Below are 22,213 nucleotides of genomic sequence, written 5' to 3'. Positions count from 1 at the left end.
TAGAAGTCTTTGAGAGCGACCTTGACCATTACCTTTTTTTATCCGCTACATTCCGCGGCTTTCAATCTCACAGATAGTACGTAGGCTCAAACAACAATCCACTTACCTCATTTGGCAAAAGCATTCCGTTTCTTTGTCAAAACAGTTTTGGCGCAAGCGTACTTTCTGGTCAGATGGTTAATTGGTTTGTTCTATTGGTGAAGCATCACCTGAAACAATACGCTAATACATCCTCTCCCAAGTATAGTGTGTCGCTTACATCCCATCCACCCTAAAGCGATCAATGGGTTTTACGCTCCAATTTATAAAAATACGAAATAAACCAGTAATTTAGATCTTTTCCCCTGCTTTGTTGAGAATTTCCCATAACTCATCTTTTAGTTCTTGTATACCCTGCTGAGCTACAGAAGAAATGAAGAGATATTTAACATCTTTAAATTGAGCATCGAGTTGTTGTCTTAACTCCGCCTTTAATTCATCATCGAGCATATCTGATTTAGAAATAGCTACCAAACGATCTTTATCCAAGAGTTCTGGGTTGTATTTCTGCAATTCATTTAAAAGTATACTGTACTCCTGATAAATATCTTTTGCATCTGCGGGAACTAAGAACAAGAGCGTAGAGTTTCGCTCAATATGCCTTAAAAAGTAGTGTCCCAATCCTTTGCCCTGGGAAGCTCCTTCAATAATTCCAGGAATATCCGCCATTACAAAGGTTCTGTAATCTCTGTATTGAACAATTCCTAAATTAGGTTTTAGGGTAGTGAATTCGTAATCGCCTATTTTTGGTTTTGCCGAGGTTATCACTGAAAGTAAAGTAGACTTACCAGCATTTGGAAAACCGACTAATCCTACATCAGCTAATAGTTTTAACTCCAATAAAACCTCTAATTCCTCTCCTGGTAATCCGGGTTGAGAATAACGAGGTGTTTGATTGGTAGAGGATTTAAAATGAAAGTTCCCTAATCCACCCTTTCCACCTTTAGCAATGATCTTTTCCTGATCGTGCTCAGTAATTTCAAAAAGTATGTCATTAGTCTGGGGATCTTTAACCTGGGTACCTAAAGGCACTTCCAAATAAACGTCTTGTCCATCTGCCCCAGTACTAGTTTGCTTTCCGCCATTTTCTCCATGTCCTGCTTTAAAGTGTTTTTTAAACTTAAAGTGGTAAAGGGTCCATAGAGTTTCATTTCCTTTGATAATGACATGGCCTCCTCGGCCACCATCTCCCCCATCCGGTCCTCCTTTGGCAACATATTTTTCCCTGCGCAAATGGCTGGAACCTTGCCCTCCTTTTCCGGATGCAACATTAATTTTTACATAATCTGTAAAATTCCCTTCTGTCATCTAAATAATCTTACTTAATTGTTTTTGGAGGTCTAATAGTCTCAATTACTTCGCTAAGACGTTGTGTAATTTCTTCTATGCTACCAATACCATTTACACGGTGAAATTTGTCTTGTTCTTGGTAATATTCTATCAGAGGCGCAGTTTTTTCATTGTATTCCTCAAAACGGTTTTTGATTTTATCCACATCCTGATCATCCGTTCTTCCGCTAACCTTTCCACGCTCTAAAAGTCTTTTAATTAAGACCTGGTCATCTGCATCTAAGGCGATGGTCGCATGGATTTGCATATCTTTTTCTTTCAGTAGTGTATCTAGTGCTTTAGCTTGTGCGCCTGTACGTGGAAAACCGTCAAAAATAAATCCATCAGCATCTGGGTTCTTTTCCACCTCATCTCTCAACATATCAATAGTTACTTGGTCTGGCACTAAATCCCCTTTATCTATATAGGTTTTAGCCAATTGTCCAAGCTCAGTTCCATTTTTGATATTGTAACGAAAAACATCACCAGTTGAAATGTGTTTAAGATTGTATTTTTCTTTTAAAAAGTTCGCCTGTGTACCTTTTCCTGCACCCGGTTTCCCGAAAAGCACTAAATTGATCATATTAATTATCTTTTATTTGATATACCTCTGGTAAGTTTCTTCCTAATTCATCGTAATCAAGCCCGTACCCTACGATAAACTTATTTGGGATTTCAATACCCACATAATCAATATTATATTCCCCTGAATAGACCTCAGGTTTATAAAACATTGAAGCAATTTTAAATCGTTTTACATTGATATTAGAAAACATGGAAACGAGTTCTTTGACCGTTTTACCTGTATCTATAATATCCTCCAATATCACCACACTCCTACCTTCAACATTATCTGGAACATCCAATAGCGTCTTTACGATTCCCGTGGATGAAAATCCGTGGTATGAACTAAGTTTTACAAAGCTTATCTCGCATGGCTGATCGTATTTTTTAATAAAATCAGAAGCAAACATAAAGGCGCCGTTAAGTACACAAATAAATATAGGAGTTTCCTGCTTAAAATCTGTTTTTACGTTTTCTACCATTTGCTCAATAGCAGTATCGATCTCTTGCTTAGAGATATAAGGTTCGAAATATTTATCGTGAAGCTTGATCAATTGTCTTAAAATTATAAAGTTGCAAAGATACTATTCCATATTTGTTTTTTTCTTAAATTTAATTGATTTCGGTAATTTTTTACAGATTTTCACAAAAAAACCTCCGATGCTTACGAATTCTCACCAGATTTAACCTTAATTCAGCAATGGTGAATCAATTAAAAGGTGATTAAATATAAGAATTTCACTTTTTACTGTACTTTTGCCTTGTTGCTAAGTTAGCTCACAAACACACATTAATTGATATTTACGAATAATCATGAATTATTTTTCATCAGATTTTAAACTCGGTATTTTAGGAGGGGGTCAATTGGGTAAAATGCTACTCTATGAAACACGTAAATTAGATATTTATACTGCTGTCTTGGACCCTAGTGAACAAGCGCCTTGTAAAATTGCCTGCAATGACTTTGAGTTGGGAGATTTGATGGATTATGATACGGTTTATAATTTTGGGCTAAAAGTAGATGTCCTTACCATTGAAATCGAAAATGTAAATGTCGATGCCTTAAAGGCATTAGAAAAAAAGGGTAAGAAGGTTTATCCTTCCTCAATTACACTTAAAAAAATTCAGAACAAGGCGGAACAAAAGTTATTTTATACAGACAACAACATCCCTACTGCAGATTTCAGTCGTTTTGCTTATGCAGATGAGTTACTAACAGCCATTAAAAATGAATCGATCGAGTTTCCATTTGTTTGGAAGAGTGCAAGGTTTGGTTATGATGGACAGGGAGTAAAGGTGATCCGTACCTACTCGGATTTAGAAGGCCTTCCAAGTGGTGAATGCATCGCTGAAAAGATGATTCCTTTTAAAAATGAATTGGCAGTAATAGTCGCTAGAGACGTTGATGGAAACGTAAAAACCTATCCTGTAGTAGAAATGGAATTTCATCCAGAGGCTAATCAGGTGGAATATGTTATCTGTCCAGCTAGAATTGATGAGTCAGTGGCTAAAAAAGCCCAATTAATAGCTTTAAAAGTCTCACAAGCCTTTGAGCATGTTGGTTTACTTGCCGTGGAAATGTTTCAAACCCAAGACGATGATATTTTGGTAAATGAAGTAGCGCCAAGACCTCACAATAGCGGCCATTATAGTATCGAGGCAAGTTATACCAATCAATTTGAGCAACATCTCAGGGCTATTTTAGGTCTTCCTCTAGGAGATACCCAAAGCAAGGTCGCTGGAATTATGGTGAATCTTGTGGGTGAAGAAAATCATACAGGCGCTGTGGTGTATAAAAACATAGAAAAAATTATGGCTATGCAGGGTGTTACTCCACATATCTATGGAAAAAAAGAAACAAGACCTTTCCGTAAGATGGGTCACGTAACTATAGTCAATGAAGATATCGCCAAGGCACGAAGCATTGCCGAAGATGTAAAAAATAGTATTCGAGTGATTTCGGATTCTTAGTCTGGATCTAATTATGATTTATTATTCTACGGGTCAAATTAGGTTATATCAATACCGTACAGCCACCGTTAGTTACTCTGACCTATTTATCGATTAGTTTACCCAATACTCACAATTTTGTATAAATAAGCAATTAAAAAACTTATAAAAAGCTTATTTGTTCCAAAAGTGTATAAATAAGCAGGTTTGAATCTATCTATTTTACTTTAAATTTCTTTAAATACTAGATTTAGAAATTGGAAAATACTTCTGATATCGCATATCGCATTTTGCGATATCATACACTCCCAAAAATAAACACAACCCAATAACTTCTTCTTAAGGCTTCTTTGTACATTTGTGATTGTAAATAATAAACATATAATCATGGCCAAAGTAGCTGTAATTATGGGAAGCACTAGTGACCTCCCTGTAATGCAAGAAGCAATAGATGTTTTAAAAGAACTAGGAATCGAAGTGTTGGTAGATATTGTGTCTGCACATAGAACCCCAGAAAAAATGTACGAATTTGGTAAAAACGCCCACTCCAACGGAATTTCGGCTATTATCGCTGGTGCTGGTGGGGCCGCTCACCTTCCTGGAATGGTAGCTTCCTTATCTCCTCTACCAGTTATAGGAGTTCCTGTAAAGAGCAGCAACTCAATAGATGGATGGGATTCTGTTTTATCGATACTACAGATGCCCGGTGGTGTACCAGTAGCCACGGTAGCTTTAAACGGTGCAAAAAATGCCGGAATCCTTGCAGCTCAAATTGTTGGTGTTGCTGATCTTAAGATTCGCCAAAACATCATAAATTATAAAGAGTCACTAAAAGAAAAAGTAATCAAAGGGGCAAGTGAGCTGAATTCTTAAACCTGTATTCAATAGTAAATTGCCTTAGTGCTTTTTCTGTTGTTAATCATTTGTAAAAACTGGACAATATCCCGACTAAGCTTGTTATTTTGTAGCCATTGTAAAAATTAATTTTCATGTCAAACATACTCAATCATACATTCAATACCCCCTATACCACTGCTCCTTTTTCTCAAATTAAAAATGAAGATTATCTTCCTGCTATTAAAAAGGAAATTCAAAACACAAAAATGGAGATTGATGTAATTTGCTCCAATTCTGAATCACCGACATTTGAAAACACAATTGAGGCTTTAGAGTACACTGGGGAGCAGCTAGATAGAATTACTTCCATTTTCTTTAATCTAAACAGCGCAGAGACTAATGAAGAAATTCAAAAATTAGCGCAGAAAATATCTCCATTACTCTCTGAATTTGGAAATGATATTCGCTTAAATGAAGTGCTCTTTAAGCGCATAAAAACCATTTGGGATAACAAACAGGAACTTTCCTTAACCAAAGAACAATCCATGCTTTTGGAAAAGACCTATAAGAGCTTCTCCAGAAATGGTGCAAATCTACCCCAGGACAAAAAAGCAACTCTAAGAGCGATTGATTCTAAACTTTCTAAACTCAGTTTGACCTTTGGGGAAAATGTGCTAGCGGAAACTAACAACTATACACTTCACATAACCAAAGAGTCAGATTTAAAAGGTCTTCCAGAAAGCGCCATCGAAACAGCACTTGAAGAGGCAAAATCTCAAAACAAAGAAGGTTGGTTGTTTACGCTCAACTATCCTAGCTACATCCCAATGATCACCTATGCTGATGATAGATCCCTTAGAAAAGAAATCTCACTAGCCTTTGGTAGTAAAGCTTTTAAAGGTGGAGATCACGACAACCAAGACATCATCAAAGAAATTGTTCAGCTAAGACAACAAAGAGCAGAATTGTTAGGCTTTAAAACTCATGCAGATTTCATTCTTCAAGAGCGTATGGCAAAAAGCCCAGAAAAAGTAAATGCCTTTTTAGAAGAATTGCTAGAAAAGGCTAAACCAGCTGCACAAAGAGAATTTAAACAGCTGCAGGATTTTGCGAAAAACACGGATGGGATCGATCATTTGGAGAAATGGGATGCTGCTTATTATACAGAAAAACTAAAGCAACAACGCTTCGATCTGGATGATGAAAAGCTAAAACCATATTTTAAACTTGAAAATGTTATCCAAGGTGTTTTCACAATCGCAGAAAGATTATACGGACTTCGATTCAAGGAAAGCCAGGAAATTGACGGCTATCATCCAGATGTAAAAACCTTTAAGGTGCTTGATGAAAACAATGAGCTTAAGGCAATTTTTTATGCCGATTTCCATCCGCGTGCGGGCAAACGAAACGGTGCTTGGATGACTGTTTACAAAAGACAGTATAGAAAAAATGGCGTGGATTCCAGGCCTCATATTTCCATCGTATGTAATTTTACAAAACCCACCTCTACTAAACCGTCTTTACTGACCTTCAACGAAGTTACTACCTTGTTCCACGAATTTGGTCATGCCCTACATGGCATGTTGGCTAACACGACCTATCCAAGTTTAAGTGGCACGAGCGTTTATTGGGATTTTGTAGAACTTCCTTCTCAGGTGATGGAAAACTGGTGTTATGAAAAAGAAGCCTTAGAACTCTTTGCCAAACATTACCAAAGCGGTGAAGTAATTCCAATGCAATACATCCAAAAAATTAAAGAGTCTTCTACCTTTATGGAAGGTATGCAAACCTTAAGACAGTTGAGCTTCGGTATTTTGGATATGAGCTGGCACGGAACCAATCCATCGGATATTACGGATGTCAAATCCTACGAAGAGCAGGCATTCGAATCTACCACTTTGTTCCCAAGTTCCCCAGAGACCTGCATGAGCACTTCATTTTCTCATATTTTCCAAGGCGGATATTCCGCCGGGTATTACAGTTACAAATGGGCAGAGGTATTGGATGCAGATGCTTTTGAATTGTTCAAGGAAAAAGGAATCTTTAGCAAAGAGGTTGCAACTAAATTTAAAAACACGGTGCTCTCACAAGGTGGAACAGTGGACCCTGTGGAACTCTATAAGGAATTTAGAGGGAAAGAACCTCAACCTGAGGCATTGTTAAGAAGGGCAGGTTTACTAAAGCAAACCTCTTAATTTAAATCTTTAAAATTATGGAGCTATTACATTCCAAAATACTAGGAGAAGGATCACCGCTACTTATATTACACGGGTTTTTAGGGATGGCGGATAATTGGAAAACGCTAGGTTCTAAATATGCCGAAAATGGTTTTCAGGTCCATTTAGTAGATCTTAGAAACCACGGGCGAAGTTTTCATTCTGATGAATTCTCTTATGAGCTCATGGTGGAGGATGTTTTAAATTATATCAGGTCCAAAAACTTAAAAAAGGTAAATATCTTAGGGCATTCTATGGGAGGTAAAGTAGCGATGCTTTTTGCCGTGAGCCATAGCGATAAGGTAGAACGCTTACTGGTAGCTGATATCGCTCCAAAATTTTACCCCGCTCACCATCACCGTATCATAGAGGGCTTAAATGCACTTGACTTTTCAGCGATTTCTTCCCGAGGTGAGGCAGATGAAAAACTCGCGGAATACCTTTCAGATTGGGGAGTTCGTCAATTCCTTTTAAAGAATTTATATTGGAAAACAAAGCAGCAACTTGATTTAAGGATCAATCTTAAAGTTCTTAGTAATGCTCAAGAAGAAATTGGAGAACCTTTGCCATCGAATAATACATTCCAAGGGAAAACATTGTTTTTAAGAGGTTCAAAATCGGAGTATATTCACCCTGATGACAAGTCGGATATTCTGAATTATTTTCCTAGTGCACATATTGGAACTATTGACAACGCAGGACATTGGCTACATGCTGAAAATCCGAAACAATTCTTTGAAAAATCACTAGACTTTCTCCAATCTTAAGATTGTATTTTATGGGTTTTTAACAGGATTTTTGTTAGAAAGAGTAGGTTTTTTGAGTTTTAATGTTATATTTTTGATGTAACAAAGTACTAAATCTAAAATTTTATCGCCCATGAAAAACACAATGCTAATAGTCCTTGCATTGCTATGCTTCTCTGTGAGCTATGCTGGAGGATATCGGATCGCCTTACAAGGGCAGAAACAACTAGCTATGGGTCACACGGGTGTGGCTGTTATTAATTCTTCAGAATTGGTGTTTTTTAACCCATCTGGACTCACCTTTTTAAATGAAAAATTTACAGTGAGTGTTGGTGCTAATTTGGTTTTCGCCAATATCAGTTTTCAAAACCAAAATTATGGATGGCATACAGAGGATAAAAATAGCGCTGCTACCCCCTTTAACGTTTATGCTGCTTATAAGATCAACGAGTGGGTCAGTGTAGGTTTAGGAATCTATACTCCCTATGGTAGTGGTGTAGAATACCCAAAAGATTGGGAAGGCTCCCATTTGATAAATGACATCAGTCTTGCTTCGATATTCGTACAACCCACAGTAGCATTTAAAATCAATGATATTGTAAGTATTGGTGGTGGTCCTATTTTTGCCACCGGAAATGTAAATTTCAACCGAAATATCGATCGAACCACTACTGATGTTAATGGAAACAGAACAAATGTCACCATTGATAAAACAGGAATTACAGCCTGGGGATACAATTTAGGCCTAACGGTAAAGCCTACAGAAAAATTAACCATAGGGGTAAATTATCGTTCCAAAATTCAGATGGATGCCAAAGACGGGGAAGCTGATTTTCAAAATGTGCCAGAAGGTGGAAACCTTCAAGGACAATTTGACCAAGTAACCTTCGATGCTTCTCTACCACTTCCGGCCGAATTAACTGTAGGTGCTTCCTATGCAATCAATGAAAAATGGTTAGTTGCCTTTGATTACAATAGAGTGTATTGGAACGCCTATGAGAATTTGGACGTTGAATTCAGCAATGGTCAGTCTTCGATTAACCCACGAAATTATAAAAATTCATCAACATACCGTTTTGGACTTCAATATAACGCCACACCAAGACTGGTTCTAAGAGGCGGTTATTATTTTGATGAGTCCCCTGTTCAATCTGGTTATTTTGCACCAGAAACCCCTCGAAACGATTCCAATAATTTCACAGGAGGGTTTAGTTTTAAACTCAGCGATCGATTTACAATTGATGCCTCCTTCCTTTATATTCATTTTGATGAGGTTGAGGAATCTTATGACCACTACCAAGAAAACGGTCAAAATATTTCCTTTGGTGGCCTTTATAAAAACAATGGATTTGTACCAGGACTCGGTATAACTTATGGATTTTAATCACCTAAAAAAGCGATACAAATGAAAAAATATTTATATACGATCCTTGCTCTAGGTCTAAGCTTTGGTTGCCAACCTGAATTCAATGATCCCATTAATGAAGTTGGATTCTATACAAGTGGAGAAGCTGATTTCTCAAATTATGTAGCTGTCGGAAATTCTTTAACTGCAGGGTATGCCGACAATGCTCTTTACATTGAAGGACAACTAAATTCTTTCCCATCTATGCTCGCTGATAAATTTTCCTTAGCAGGTGGAGGGGACTTTAACCAACCTTTAGTTGCGGATAACCTAGGGGGACTTCTAGCAAATGGTCAGCAAATTCAAGGCAACCGTCTTGTATTGGAGGTGACGGCAAGCTCACAAAACCCTGCTCCTATTGAGGGAACTCCAACTACTGATATTGCCAATCATCTTGAAGGTACTTTTAACAACATGGGAATTCCAGGTGCTAAAAGCTATCATCTGATGGCCAATACCTATGGAAATATTGGAAACCTACCAGCAGCCAATCCTTATTTTATAAGAATAGCTTCTTCGAACGAGGCTACAGTCATCGAGGATGCTGTAGCTCAAGACCCGACATTCTTCACCCTATGGATTGGCAATAATGATATTTTAGGGTTTGCGACATCTGGAGGTATAGGTGAGGATCAAACAGGAAATCTAGACCCTTCAACCTATGGGAATTCGGATATCACTGACCCAAATGTTTTTGCAAACATCTACAATGAATTACTCAAAGCTCTTACTGCTAATGGTGCAAAAGGAGCTGTTGCTAACATCCCTGATGTGACCGCGATTCCTTATTTTACCACTGTTCCTTATAACGCCATTCCATTAGACGAGGCTACGGCAGCTATGCTCAATCAGGCCTACGCACCATACAATACTGGCTTACAGCAGGCAGCCTTTTTGGGTGCTATTTCCCCAGAGGAAGCAACTGAGCGAACTATAAACTTTACAGTGGGTCAAAATCCGGTAGTCCTACTAGATGAAGACCTCACGGATTTAACCTCAATAAATGAAGGTTTGACCAATATGCGCCAAGCAACCAACCAGGATCTTATACCCCTACCTGTTTCTTCAGTACTAGGAACACTAGCTGATCCATCTGACCCAAATTCAGTTATTGGGGTTGGGGTTCCATTAAACGATGATCAGTTGCTTACCGCTTCTGAAATTCAGTTAGTGGTCACAGCACAAACAGCATATAACACCGCAATAAAAGCATTAGCTGATCAATATGATATTGCTTTTGTAGACATTCAGTCACTTATGAACACCTTAGCTCAAGGTGGTGTCTCTTTTGACGGTGGAACCATCACAAATACCTTTGGGACAGGAGGCGCATTTTCCTTGGATGGAGTGCACCCCACTCAACGCGGTTATGCTGTAGTAGCCAATAATTTTATTAGGGCAATTAATTCAAAATACAATTCTGATCTTCCCTTGGTAAATCCAGGAAGTTATCCGACTATATTTGTTAAGTAAACACCAATAACAAATTAAGATATTTAAGCGTCTATATTTTATAGGCGCTTTTTTTGTATCTTTAGTTTTAAACCATTAACAAAATTTTCTATGAAAATAATTATCAAACTACTTTTGACTGCCGTAGCAGTGGTCATTCTGGCGAATGTTTTGCTAGGAATCCATGTGGACGGTTATGTCACAGCTATTATCGTTGCTGTGGTCTTAGCACTGTTGAATTTTCTAGTAAAACCAATTTTGGTTATACTAACTCTACCAGCAACCATACTTACACTAGGACTCTTTTTACTAGTGATCAATGCCATCGTTATTTTAATTGTGGATTACCTAGTACAAGGATTTTCTGCGGAAAGTTTTTGGTGGGCACTTATCTTTAGTGTATTGCTAACTATTTTACAATCCATATTCAACGCATTGGTTACCACAGATTAGTTAGATCCTAGTAATAATGGATAGACCAAATATCTAGCAGACCTGATATAGATTTACAAATAGAACATAGGCTGGAAAACAAAAAATAAGAATTTGTTTTTCAGCCTTTTAAAAACTTGGTTAACTTTCTAAAATGTATTACTTTTGCCTGCCCATTTACAGGGCTATTAAATTTTTTTACAGCGCATGGATATTACTAGAGAGCAAATAGACGATTTAAACGCAATAGTTAAGGTTGCAATTACAAAAGATGATTATAGTGACAAAGTCGCTAAGATTTTGAATGATTACCGTAGAACGGCGAACATTCCTGGATTCAGAAAAGGACACGTTCCTATGGGACTAGTGAAGAAACAATACGGTAAGGCTGTACTGGTTGATGAGGTAAATAAGTTGCTTCAGGAATCTTTAAACAAGTACCTTACCGAGGAGAAACTTGATGTTCTTGGAAATCCACTTCCAAAGGCTCAAGATGATTTGGATTGGGATAATGAAGATTTTTCTTTTGAATTTGAATTAGGTCTTGCTCCTGAATTTGATGTAGAATTAAAAACTAAAAAGCCTATCACTCATTACAAGCTAATTGCTGATGATAAAATGATTGATGAGCAAATTGATAGCATTGCTAAGCAATACGGAAAACTTATTTCTCAAGAGGAAGTAAGTGAGGATAGCGAGGTTACTGGAACCTTCATAAATGAAGAGGAAGGAATCGAGAATAAAGCGACTTTGACCTTGGATAAACTTAAAGGAAAAAGAAACTTAAATAAATTTGTAGGAGCTAAAGTTGGTGATACTCTAGAGCTAAAAACTAAAAGTTTATTTGAGGATGATCATGACCTAATGAACTTCCTAAAAGTTGATCACGATAAAGCACACGATTTAGAAATCAACGTTAACTTCACAATTGATGAGGCGAACAAGAGAGAGGCTGCAGAGTTAAATCAAGAACTTTTTGATAAATTATTTGGTGAAGGTGTAGTGACTTCTGTTGAAGAATTACGTGCTAAAATCAAAGAAGATGCTGAAAAGCAATTTGTTCAACAAGCTGATCAAAAACTACTCAACGATATTACTGAGCAATTGATTGAAGACACGAAATTTGACCTTCCAGCTGAATTCCTTAAAAAATGGATTCAAGCTACTGGAGAGAACGAATTAAGTGTTGAAGAAGCAAGTGAGGAGTACGAAAAATCAGAAAAAGGATTACGTTACCAACTCATCGAAGGTAAGATCATAAAAGATAATGAGGTTCAAATCACCTATGAGGAACTAAAGGATTACGCTAAGAAATACGTAGCTATGCAAATGGCACAATTCGGACAAACCAATCCAGAGGAAAGCGTATTAGAGGATATCGCCTCTAGAGTGTTATCTAACCAAGATGAGGCTAAGAGATTATCAGAACAGTTGATGAGCGAAAAACTGATCAACGTATATAAGGAAAAAGCCAATTTAAAGGTGAAGGAAATGAGCTTTGAAAACTTTGTTAAAGAAGTGTACAGCTAATTCCAAGTAAAATATTTTTAAGTATCTTTAAGGCGTTAAAAAGTAAGTTTTAACGCCTTTTTACGTCTTATAAATAGTAATTGAATCATATGAATTTAGATAAAGAATTTAAGGCATTTGCCATAAAAGACCAAGGAATCAATAGCATGTATTATGATAAAATCGTAAGCGCAATGACTCCAGTTGGCCTTACACCAAATATTATTGAAGAGCGTCAGATGAATGCTGTTGCCATGGATGTTTTCTCCAGACTTATGATGGATCGTATCATATTCATGGGTACTGCAATAAACGACCAGGTAGCCAACATTATTCAAGCGCAGTTATTGTTTTTAGAAAGTACGGATGCTTCAAAAGATATTCAAATATATATTAACTCTCCAGGGGGAAGCGTATACGCTGGTTTAGGGATTTACGACACCATGCAGTATATAAAACCTGATGTGGCTACTATCTGTACTGGTATGGCTGCCTCTATGGGAGCTGTCTTATTATGTGCTGGAGAGAAAGGAAAACGTTCTGCCCTGCCTCACAGTAGAGTGATGATTCATCAACCACTTGGTGGTGCTCAAGGTCAAGCTAGTGATATTGAAATCACCGCAAGAGAGATTTTGAAATTAAAAGATGAGTTGTATCAAATCATTTCGAATCACTCTGGACAAGCAATGGACAAAGTGATAGAGGATGCTGACCGCGATTTCTGGATGAAAGCTGAAGAGGCTAAAAGTTACGGAATGATCGATGAGATCCTAGCTCGAAAATAAATAATTCCCAAACCAACCACAAAAGCAACTTAAAATCTATTTTTAAATAGAAAGCTCATTGTATTAGCTTTCACAAAAAAGGAAATATGGCGAAAGAAGATTTAGAATGCTCCTTCTGTGGACGAAAAAAACCAGAAACCAACTTGCTTATTGCAGGATTGGATGCTCATATTTGTGATCGTTGTATCGAACAAGCACATGGAATTGTCTTGGAAGAACTACAGCAATCAAAGAGTCAGGAATTGTCTGCGGAATTGGTATTGAAAAAGCCAGCTGAGATTAAGTCCTACTTGGATGAATATATTATTGGCCAAGACGTGACTAAAAAGGTGATGTCTGTGGCTGTATACAATCACTATAAACGACTCCTTCAACCGGCGTCAAAAGATGATATTGAAATTCAAAAAAGTAATATCATCATGGTTGGGCAAACAGGTACAGGTAAAACCTTAATTGCAAAAACCATTGCCAAAATGCTTAATGTCCCACTAGCTATTGTTGATGCTACGGTATTAACGGAGGCTGGTTATGTTGGTGAAGATGTAGAAAGTATATTAACACGTCTCCTACAGGCTGCCGATTACAATTTAGAAAAGGCAGAGCGAGGAATTGTCTTTATCGATGAGATTGATAAAATTGCTCGCAAGAGCGATAACCCTTCTATAACTCGGGACGTCTCTGGTGAAGGTGTTCAGCAAGCTTTATTAAAATTACTTGAAGGTACCACTGTAAACGTACCACCTAAAGGTGGAAGAAAACATCCCGATCAAAAATTTATCGAAGTGAATACTGAAAACATATTGTTTGTGGCCGGTGGTGCTTTTGATGGAATTGATAGACACATCTCCAAAAGGCTTAATATGCAAGCCGTGGGTTATAATATCGATAAAAAAGAATTGATCGACCGTGAGAACCTCCTACAATACATCATTCCAAAGGATTTAAAAGAATTTGGATTGATTCCGGAGATCATTGGTCGTTTACCAGTACTTACGCATATGAATCCTTTGGATTCCAAAGCATTGCGCTCAATTCTGACTGAGCCTAAAAATGCTATTATTAAACAATACACCAAGCTATTTGAGATGGATGATATTAAATTTGAAATCAAGAATGAGGCGTTGGATTATATTGTTGGTAAGGCTATTGAGTACGGTCTTGGCGCTAGAGGACTGCGTTCACTCTGTGAAACAGTACTTACTGATGCGATGTTTGAACTACCAAGTAGTAAAGAAAAAGAGCTTATCGTGGATAAGCAATATGTAGAGGAGAAACTTACTAAGGCCACAGTGAACAAACTGAAAGCTGTTTCTTAAATTAATAGATACATCTACATTTAGAAATTAAACAGCAGGAAGAGTTTTCCTGCTGTTTTTTTAGATCCTGTAACCAAGTCTATTTAATGTCAAAATCCCACTATAAAGCAGGATTTTGAAGCTTGCTAATTCAAATAAATTAAAATGCAGTTATGTCCAAATTAAGAATCCATGGCTTGCTCGATAACTTGGGCAGCTTCTTTGGCGTTGGATTGTTCTGCATACTCTAAAGCGGTAAGCTTTTTACCTTTACATTTCATACGTAGGTCTGCTTGATACTTAATTAAAAGTTTTAAGATTTCTACTTGATTATAACGTGCAGCATACATAGCTGGTGTTCTTCCAAGAGATCTCTCATTTGCATCGGTTCCCAAAGCCAATAGCTTTTGAACCGTTTCTATATCTCCTTTGACTATTGCCTTACAAAAAGGAGATAATGCTTCCGTTTTTTGAATATGCATTGATTGGATGCATTCAAGATTTTTTTCGTTTTTTGATGAATGTGCCATGACGCTCCCTGCCGAAAGAATAAGGAGCATGATTAAGCATGCTTGTTTCATAATATAAATATTTATTGGTTTATAATATAATGACGCGGGGCACTTGGAATTGTTTCAGTTAAAATCACGTTTAACGTATCTTTAACACAGGAAAATGATATAATTAACAGTATCAGTATTACCTTGTTATACAAACATTATTTCAAGCCTAATTTTGTGTAATTCAGCACAGGCCTTTACAAAGCTTACTGTAGCTTTCTAAAAAAGCTATTATAATAGTATCTTTGAAGGATTATAATTTTTAAAACGATGAACAAAAAAGTATTATTGATGATATTAGATGGTTGGGGAAAGTCTCCTGATCCAAAAATATCAGCCATTGAGAATGCCAACACTCCATTTATAGACTCCTTATACACCAAATATCCAAATGCAAACCTGTTAACCGACGGAATGAACGTTGGATTACCTGAGGGCCAAATGGGAAATAGCGAAGTGGGTCACATGAACTTAGGTGCTGGTAGAATTGTATATCAAGATTTGGCTAAAATCAATATGGCAGTAGCTGATAATAATTTAGCTAAGGAGAAAGAATTAAAGGACGCTTTCGCCTATGCAAAGCAAAACAATAAAAAAGTCCATTTATTAGGTCTTGTAAGTGATGGTGGGGTTCACTCTCATATCAACCACCTAAAAGGTCTTATGACAGCAGCGCATAACTTCGGATTGGAAGATCAAGTTTTTATTCATGCCTTCACGGATGGTCGTGATGTGGATCCACTTAGTGGTAAAGGTTTTATTGATGATCTCCTAAAACACTGTGCTCAGACGCATTCTCGTCTAGCGAGCATTGTAGGTAGATATTATGCCATGGACCGTGACCAACGTTGGGAACGGGTTAAACTGGCATATGATCTTATTGTCAATGGGGAGGGGGCTCCTTATAAAAATGCCCTAGAAGCTATTCAAGAAAGCTACGACCACGGTGTGACGGACGAGTTCATCAGGCCCATTGCTTTGCAAAACGCTGACAACAACACCTTAGCTAAGGTGGAACAGGACGATGTGGTGATATTCTTTAACTTTAGAACCGACCGAGGTCGCCAACTTACCCAAGCACTTTCCCAGCGTGATTTCCCTGAGGAGAATATGCAGAAATTACCCTTGTATTTTGTAACGATGACTAGTTATGATGAGTCGTTTGAAAATATCCATGTTGTATACCAAAAGGACAATATCACCGCTACCCTTGGAGAAACCTTATCCCGAGCTGGAAAGCATCAAATCAGAATAGCTGAAACAGAAAAGTACCCTCATGTCACATTCTTCTTTAACGGTGGTAGAGAAGAGCCTTTTGAAAACGAAAGTCGTATTCTTTGCCCATCTCCAAAGGTGGCTACTTACGACCTTCAACCAGAGATGAGTGCTTTTGAAATACGAGATAAAATAATTCCTGAATTAAAAAAAGGGACAGCAGATTTTGTATGTCTAAATTTCGCCAATCCAGATATGGTAGGTCATACTGGCGTTATGGAAGCTGCTATCAAGGCATGTGAGACCGTTGACTCTTGTGCAAGAGATGTCATTACCACGGCTACTGAAAACGGATATACAACTATTGTTATTGCCGATCACGGAAATTGTGACACCATGGTAAATCCTGATGGCAGTCCTAATACCGCTCATACCACTAACCCAGTTCCACTAATTCTAGTGGACCAGGATTTAAAACAGATAAAGGATGGTGTTTTAGGTGATATCGCACCGACTATTCTTCGTCTAATGGGTGTAGAACAACCTAAGGAAATGACCAGACACTCCTTGGTGTAATCCACTAAAAAACTACATATAACAACTTCACTTTTAAATTTAGCTCCAAAAGAGCTGATTTAAAAGTGAAGTAATTTGATTTATAAAGAGATGAAACTATTAAAATACCACATTAAAACAGCAGCAGTGCTCATTACCCTTGGATTGGCCTTTATGGCATGTCAAAGCAGTTCTAGCAAAACTAATTCGGAATCAACTGTTGATTATACCACTAAGGCGTCTATGTATGAGGCAGAAGATTCAATTCTAGTTGGTAAGCATACAAGAAAACAGCTCGAGCAAACACCGTATAAAGAGTGGTTTGAAACAAATTACAAAGAGTATGAGATCGATAAAGAAGTGGTTTCAGAATTAGAACCTTTACTTGATGGGGTTAGCGTTAAAGTTTTCATGGGCACTTGGTGTGATGATAGTCAATATCATGTGCCAGCGTTTTTCAAAATCATGGACCAGGCGGGTTATAAGTATACCGATTTTGAGCTTTACTCGATGACCGAAGATAAAGTAACTCCCCAGGATTTTGAACAAGGATTAAACATCACACAGGTTCCTACTTTTATCATCTACAAAGATGGAAAAGAGGTTAACAGAATAGTGGAGTATCCATTATCAAGTATTGAAAAAGATCTTTTAGATATCATGCAAGAGAAAGGATATAAAAATCCGTATGCTCTTTAAGTGAATCAATGGTCATTTATCAAATCGGTAGTAGTTCGCAATATATGATACGTTAAAACTTATTATTTAAGAGTTAAGTATTTTAAATTTACATTTAAACTTCATTATATTTGTGCTAGTGGATTTACCACATTAAATAACAAAGTATATGTTTTTATTTATTAGTGGAGCAGAGATTGTTTTCATTCTCATTATTGTGGTTATGGTATTCGGTGCTGATAAGCTCCCTGGAATTGCGCGAGAATTAGGGAAGGGTATGCGTCAATTAAAAAACGCTACTAATGAGGTTAAATCAGAGATTCAGAAGAGTGCAGAGAAAAACGGCTTAGACTCAGACTTCACCAAAGGTATAGGAGAGGAAGTGACCAAGGTTAAAGATGACTTGGAAAACTTTACTGGTTCGGTAAAACGTAAGCTCTAATGCTTGAAAAACTACTGGAGCTCGATCGTAAGCTCTTGTTATATATCAATAATTTTGGCATTGTAGATCACGATGGGTTTTGGCTTTTTATAACCAACCCCATTAGTTGGTTGCCGCTGTATTTGGCTATTTTAATTGTCATTTGGTTTTACTTCACTCCTACCAAATTTTACACAATATTTCTACAAATTCTCCTAGTACTTTTAGTATGTGGATTGGCAACCTTTTTGGTAAAAATCACAGTTGGAAGATTACGACCTGAGCATTTAGTTGATTTACAAAATAAGCTTAGAGTCTTAAGTTACCCTACTTCCTATAGTTTCTTTTCTGGCCATGCAGCAAACTCATTTGCCATTACTACTTTTGTGGTTCTGGTACTCAGGCAAAAAACAAAATGGTCGTATCTGTTTTACTTTTGGCCCTTGTTATTTACCTATAGCAGGATGTATCTTGGGGTGCACTACCCTTCGGATATTTTGATGGGCACACTAGTAGGCGTTTTAATTGCCTGGATAATCTATAAATATATTTACCTAAAACAAGTACAGGTTATAAATTAGCGTTTTCTACTAAGAGTTAACCCGTCTCTTATGGGTAGTAATACCGTTTCTACTCTAGGATCTTCTTTTAATTTCTTATTAAATTCCAATAGTACTGGGGTACTTTTATCTTTGGGATCTAAAGGCTCGACTACCTTACCGCTCCAGAGAACATTATCGGAGAGTATAATTCCTTTGGGGGCTACCTTATCGATAATCAAATCAAAATACACTGGGTAGTTCTCCTTATCAGCATCAATAAACACCAAATCAAAACTCATATCCAAGGTTGGAATAATATCAATTGCACTTCCTAAGTGCTGGATAATTTGTGATCCATAACCACTTTTATCAAAAAACCGTCTTTGAAAATCGTAGAGTTCTTCATTGATATCAATGGTATGTAATTCCCCATTTTGGGCAAGACCCTCAGCCATGCAAATAGCAGAATACCCAGTATAGGTTCCGATCTCAAGTATGGTCTTAGGTGCAATTATCTTAGACAAAAGGCTTAAAAATCGCCCTTGAAAATGTCCACTTAACATGCGTGGTCGAAGCACCTGCAAATGTGTTTCCCTTGAGAGCTCCTTTAGTAACTCTGGTTCATCTTCACTGTGATTATCTACATAGGACTCTATGGCTTGTGATATAAAATGCATGACTAATTTTTTTTTCAAATTTACAGTAAACCCAATAGATTTACTAGCACGAAAAGCATTACGGATAGAACAATTAGGGAACTAACACGTCGTTGAACTCTGGATTTTTATCAAATTGAGCCTTTGCGAATGGACAAAGTGGAATTACTTTTTTATTATTTTCCCTAGCGTAATTAACAGCGGCCAAAAAAAGTTTAAACCCAATTTTTTTCCCTTTTAATACCTGATCAACTTCAGTATGATCAATAATAATCTTTTCGGGCCCTGCAATCGAATAAGTCATCTCTGCCAAGGTCTTGTCATCTTTTTCAATAAAAAAACGCCCTTTACTCACCGATTCCTCTTGTTGAATTAATGCATCCATAACTTTCTTAAGTATATCGATTAAAGTTACTTTAAATTCAACAATTTTACTAATACTAAAATTATATCAAATACCTAAAAAAATATTTGGATAGAATTTAAGACTTTCTGTATATTTGCCTTCGTAATAATAAACGCGGGAGTAGCTCAGTTGGTAGAGCGTCAGCCTTCCAAGCTGAATGTCGCGAGTTCGACCCTCGTCTCCCGCTCTTTGAAGCCCAACTGATGTTGGGCTTTTTTTTGTATTTAAGTTGTATCTTGTAACTACCATGGAAAAAGAACTTACCAGAATAAATAAGTATTTAAGTGAGGCCGGTTATTGTTCTCGAAGAGCAGCTGATAAACTCATTTTACAAAAACGAATAACAGTCAATGGTCAACTCCCAGAGATGGGGACCAAAGTAAGCAGCCAGGACGAAATCCGAGTAGACGGCAAGCTTATTGGTCAGCCAAGTGAGGACTTTGTTTATTTAGCCTTCAACAAACCTGTTGGCATTGTATGCACCACTGATACTAGGGTTGAAAAAGATAACATCATAGATTACATCAATTATCCTAAACGTATTTTTCCTATCGGGCGGTTAGACAAACCCAGTGAAGGCTTAATATTTTTAACCAATGACGGTGATATCGTCAACAAGATTCTCAGGGCAAAAAATGGACATGAGAAGGAGTATATCGTAGGAGTGGATAAACCCATTACTGATGAGTTTTTAAATCGCATGCGTAATGGAATCCCCATTTTGGATACGCTGACTAAAAAGTGTAAAACAGAAAAAATCGATAGTCATACCTTTAAAATTATTCTTACTCAAGGGCTTAATAGACAAATCCGAAGAATGTGTGAATACTTAGATTACAGAGTTACATCTTTAAAACGAATCCGAATCATGAATGTAAGTCTGGATGTCCCAGTTGGAGAGTGGCGTTATCTTACAGAGCAAGAGCTAGCTGAAATCAATTCCTTGTCAGCAGGATCAAAAAAGACACACACAAAATAGACCAGTTTAAAACCCAATCAAACTCCCTGTTTCTATTTCATAGGGCTGTTTCCCTTGCTCAAATATTCGGGCGGATAAATCTCCTTTTAATGTGATTTGATCACCGTTGACATCTAACCAACTCCCTTCTCTAAGACCAACAACTGGTATGGTATTATAGGTATGGAATTCTTTAATCCGAGTCTCTCTGGTTTCTCCCATATGCTCAGATCCTGAAACAGGATCCAAATAATGTGGATTGATATTAAAAGGAATCGCCCCAAGGGTTTTAAAGCTCGGTGGATAAATAATAGGCATATCATTGGTAGTTTGCATGGTCAACCCTGTAATGTTGGACCCAGCACTGGTTCCAAAATAAGGCATGCCATCAAATATAAGCTCACGCAGTGTTGAGATTACGTTATATTTATAGAGCTGAGAAACTAGCAAAAAGGTATTACCTCCACCAGTAAACACTCCCTTTGCTTGTTTTAGTTCATTTTCAGGGTCGTCAAATCTGTGCAATCCTATAACTTCTTTGCCAATACTCTTAAAGGCTTGTTTAGCAATTTTGGTGTAGGCATCATGAGAAATACCGCCGGGTCGAGCATAAGGAATAAAAACAATCTCATCCACCTTGGCGAAGAACACCTCTAATTCGCTTTTAATATATTCTAGATAATCTCCCTTATATAGCGTAGAAGTACTTGCAATTAACATTTTTTTCATGGGCCAAAAGATTTATTTTTTTGTAAATTTATAATATTAACTGTAGTTCCTATTGTTTTTGAAAACCAAATCCTTGATTACATTCCCATGGAAAAATATTTCATTATAATATGCCTCACCCTGTTTGGCACGAATCTAACACAGGGCCAATCAAATAACACAGACCTTATTCGTGGGGTCGTGTTGTATCAGAACATTCCTGTACCAAATCAGAATGTCATCAACATCGATAATCAGGATGCGACTATCACCAATGAGAAGGGTGAGTTTCAAATAAAAGTGAGCGTGGGTGATAAAGTAGCCTTTACCTCGCTTAATTTTGAACTAAAGACCGTAGAGATTACCAATGCTATTTTTGAGGATAAAAGAATGGTAGTTGATGTAAAGGAAAAAGTCACAGAACTAGACGAGATAGTCATTACACCTGAGAACAGAGAAGCTTGGATACAAAATAAAAACGCCCAGTTCATGGAGTATGTGTATGAGAAGGATCACTCTACACCAATTCAAACAAATGAAGCAATTCCTATAAGCCAAAGAGGTATGATAAACGGAATAAATTTTGTCAATATTTTTAAAGCACTTTTTAATTCTAATACTACTAAAGAACAGAGCCCTGAAATCCTTCCAAGCCAGGTAATGCGTCAGGTTTACGATGATGAGTTCTTTGTAATTGATCTCAAAATCCCACAAGACAAAATTGATGCATTTCTATATTACGTAGATGACAAGCTTCCTTCGCAAGAACTCATGAGAAAAGACCATGAATTTGAACTTATCGATTTTCTAGTGGAAGAAAGTAAAAACTTTAACGCAATATTGGAATCAGAGGATAATTAAGTGATTTAAAGAAACTGTCTTTTTCTAAGAAATACATTGCTATTTTAATTACTCAACCGACCCATTTATAAACCAGAGCGTAAAACCCATTGAT

Annotated in this window: 22 protein-coding genes, 1 tRNA gene and 1 pseudogene; 18 read left to right on the top strand and 6 right to left on the bottom strand. The window is 37.2% G+C overall.

Annotated elements, in window-relative coordinates; genetic code table 11:
• The first annotated feature begins 40 nt into the window (after window positions 1-40).
• Complete coding sequence (locus tag I215_RS16705; protein WP_394330802.1) at window positions 41-181, top strand: transposase; 141 nt, start codon at window positions 41-43, stop codon at window positions 179-181.
• A 149-nt stretch (window positions 182-330) separates the two neighbouring features.
• Here the strand turns inward: I215_RS16705 and obgE are convergent, their stop codons facing one another.
• Window positions 331-1,347 carry a GTPase ObgE gene (gene obgE, locus I215_RS14580; protein ID WP_008992759.1) on the bottom strand — a complete coding sequence of 339 codons (1,017 nt, stop codon included), beginning with the start codon at window positions 1,345-1,347 and terminating at the stop codon, window positions 331-333.
• 10 nt (window positions 1,348-1,357) lie between these two features.
• Window positions 1,358-2,486, bottom strand: a pseudogene (locus I215_RS16535) (adenylate kinase).
• 259 nt (window positions 2,487-2,745) lie between these two features.
• Here I215_RS16535 and I215_RS14565 point away from each other — a divergent pair.
• From I215_RS14565 to clpX, 10 genes are all read left to right on the top strand, one after another.
• Entirely contained in the window at window positions 2,746-3,903 is a 1,158-nt protein-coding gene (locus tag I215_RS14565) for a 5-(carboxyamino)imidazole ribonucleotide synthase (RefSeq protein WP_008992758.1), read from the top strand.
• Between the two features lie 366 nt (window positions 3,904-4,269).
• Window positions 4,270-4,755, top strand: coding sequence for a 5-(carboxyamino)imidazole ribonucleotide mutase (gene purE / locus I215_RS14560; protein ID WP_008992757.1), 486 nt, complete (start codon window positions 4,270-4,272; stop codon window positions 4,753-4,755).
• A 116-nt stretch (window positions 4,756-4,871) separates the two neighbouring features.
• Entirely contained in the window at window positions 4,872-6,914 is a 2,043-nt protein-coding gene (locus I215_RS14555) for a M3 family metallopeptidase (RefSeq protein WP_008992756.1), read from the top strand.
• A gap of 17 nt (window positions 6,915-6,931) precedes the next feature.
• Window positions 6,932-7,702: an alpha/beta fold hydrolase gene (locus tag I215_RS14550; protein ID WP_008992755.1), complete on the top strand. Its 771-nt coding sequence runs from the start codon at window positions 6,932-6,934 to the stop codon at window positions 7,700-7,702.
• Window positions 7,703-7,814: 112 nt separating this feature from the next.
• Complete coding sequence (locus tag I215_RS14545; RefSeq protein ID WP_008992754.1) at window positions 7,815-9,065, top strand: OmpP1/FadL family transporter; 1,251 nt, start codon at window positions 7,815-7,817, stop codon at window positions 9,063-9,065.
• A gap of 21 nt (window positions 9,066-9,086) precedes the next feature.
• Entirely contained in the window at window positions 9,087-10,559 is a 1,473-nt protein-coding gene (locus I215_RS14540) for an SGNH/GDSL hydrolase family protein (protein ID WP_008992753.1), read from the top strand.
• Window positions 10,560-10,649: 90 nt separating this feature from the next.
• Window positions 10,650-10,991, top strand: a complete 342-nt coding sequence (locus tag I215_RS14535; protein WP_008992752.1) for a phage holin family protein — start codon at window positions 10,650-10,652, stop codon at window positions 10,989-10,991.
• A gap of 186 nt (window positions 10,992-11,177) precedes the next feature.
• Window positions 11,178-12,500, top strand: coding sequence for a trigger factor (gene tig / locus I215_RS14530; protein ID WP_008992751.1), 1,323 nt, complete (start codon window positions 11,178-11,180; stop codon window positions 12,498-12,500).
• An 89-nt stretch (window positions 12,501-12,589) separates the two neighbouring features.
• The gene (clpP, locus tag I215_RS14525; RefSeq protein ID WP_008992750.1) at window positions 12,590-13,264 is read left to right on the top strand and encodes an ATP-dependent Clp endopeptidase proteolytic subunit ClpP; all 675 of its coding nucleotides are present in this window, start codon (window positions 12,590-12,592) and stop codon (window positions 13,262-13,264) included.
• A gap of 86 nt (window positions 13,265-13,350) precedes the next feature.
• Complete coding sequence (gene clpX, locus I215_RS14520) at window positions 13,351-14,580, top strand: ATP-dependent Clp protease ATP-binding subunit ClpX (protein ID WP_008992749.1); 1,230 nt, start codon at window positions 13,351-13,353, stop codon at window positions 14,578-14,580.
• Window positions 14,581-14,741: 161 nt separating this feature from the next.
• Here clpX and I215_RS14515 read toward each other — a convergent pair whose 3' ends face one another.
• A complete protein-coding gene (locus tag I215_RS14515; protein WP_008992748.1) occupies window positions 14,742-15,140 on the bottom strand; it encodes an ankyrin repeat domain-containing protein in 399 nt (132 codons plus the stop codon).
• 249 nt (window positions 15,141-15,389) lie between these two features.
• Between I215_RS14515 and gpmI the strand changes: the two genes are divergently transcribed.
• The 4 genes from gpmI (at window position 15,390) to I215_RS14495 (ending at window position 18,569) form a co-directional block, all read left to right on the top strand.
• Window positions 15,390-16,910, top strand: coding sequence for a 2,3-bisphosphoglycerate-independent phosphoglycerate mutase (gpmI, locus tag I215_RS14510; protein ID WP_008992747.1), 1,521 nt, complete (start codon window positions 15,390-15,392; stop codon window positions 16,908-16,910).
• A 90-nt stretch (window positions 16,911-17,000) separates the two neighbouring features.
• Window positions 17,001-17,588 carry a thioredoxin family protein gene (locus I215_RS14505; RefSeq protein WP_008992746.1) on the top strand — a complete coding sequence of 196 codons (588 nt, stop codon included), beginning with the start codon at window positions 17,001-17,003 and terminating at the stop codon, window positions 17,586-17,588.
• 148 nt (window positions 17,589-17,736) lie between these two features.
• The gene (locus tag I215_RS14500) at window positions 17,737-18,009 is read left to right on the top strand and encodes a Sec-independent protein translocase subunit TatA/TatB (protein WP_008992745.1); all 273 of its coding nucleotides are present in this window, start codon (window positions 17,737-17,739) and stop codon (window positions 18,007-18,009) included.
• On the top strand, window positions 18,009-18,569 hold the full coding sequence (locus I215_RS14495) for a phosphatase PAP2 family protein (protein WP_008992744.1): 561 nt from the start codon (window positions 18,009-18,011) through the stop codon (window positions 18,567-18,569). Before I215_RS14500 ends, I215_RS14495 begins: the two co-directional genes overlap by 1 nt.
• Here the strand turns inward: I215_RS14495 and I215_RS14490 are convergent.
• Together I215_RS14490 and I215_RS14485 are read right to left on the bottom strand one after the other, a co-directional pair.
• Window positions 18,566-19,207, bottom strand: a complete 642-nt coding sequence (locus I215_RS14490) for an O-methyltransferase (protein WP_008992743.1) — start codon at window positions 19,205-19,207, stop codon at window positions 18,566-18,568. The two genes, I215_RS14495 and I215_RS14490, sit on opposite strands and share 4 nt — an antisense overlap.
• A gap of 73 nt (window positions 19,208-19,280) precedes the next feature.
• Window positions 19,281-19,571 carry a GNAT family N-acetyltransferase gene (locus tag I215_RS14485; RefSeq protein WP_008992742.1) on the bottom strand — a complete coding sequence of 97 codons (291 nt, stop codon included), beginning with the start codon at window positions 19,569-19,571 and terminating at the stop codon, window positions 19,281-19,283.
• Window positions 19,572-19,706: 135 nt separating this feature from the next.
• Between I215_RS14485 and I215_RS14480 the strand changes: the two genes are divergently transcribed.
• Both I215_RS14480 and rluF read left to right on the top strand, forming a co-directional pair.
• Window positions 19,707-19,779 (top strand) — tRNA-Gly (locus I215_RS14480).
• Window positions 19,780-19,839: 60 nt separating this feature from the next.
• Entirely contained in the window at window positions 19,840-20,571 is a 732-nt protein-coding gene (rluF, locus tag I215_RS14475; protein ID WP_008992741.1) for a 23S rRNA pseudouridine(2604) synthase RluF, read from the top strand.
• 6 nt (window positions 20,572-20,577) lie between these two features.
• Here the strand turns inward: rluF and pepE are convergent, their stop codons facing one another.
• Window positions 20,578-21,279, bottom strand: coding sequence for a dipeptidase PepE (gene pepE, locus I215_RS14470; RefSeq protein WP_008992740.1), 702 nt, complete (start codon window positions 21,277-21,279; stop codon window positions 20,578-20,580).
• An 87-nt stretch (window positions 21,280-21,366) separates the two neighbouring features.
• On the opposite strand from pepE, the gene I215_RS14465 reads away from it, so the two are divergent.
• On the top strand, window positions 21,367-22,119 hold the full coding sequence (locus tag I215_RS14465) for a peptidase associated/transthyretin-like domain-containing protein (protein WP_008992739.1): 753 nt from the start codon (window positions 21,367-21,369) through the stop codon (window positions 22,117-22,119).
• Window positions 22,120-22,213: the final 94 nt, after the last annotated feature.

It is taken from the genome of Galbibacter marinus (assembly GCF_000300875.1).
In the GTDB taxonomy this organism is placed as follows: domain Bacteria; phylum Bacteroidota; class Bacteroidia; order Flavobacteriales; family Flavobacteriaceae; genus Galbibacter; species Galbibacter marinus.
Note: the sequence above shows the minus strand (reverse complement) of the source record. Positions and strands in the feature narration are given on the sequence as shown.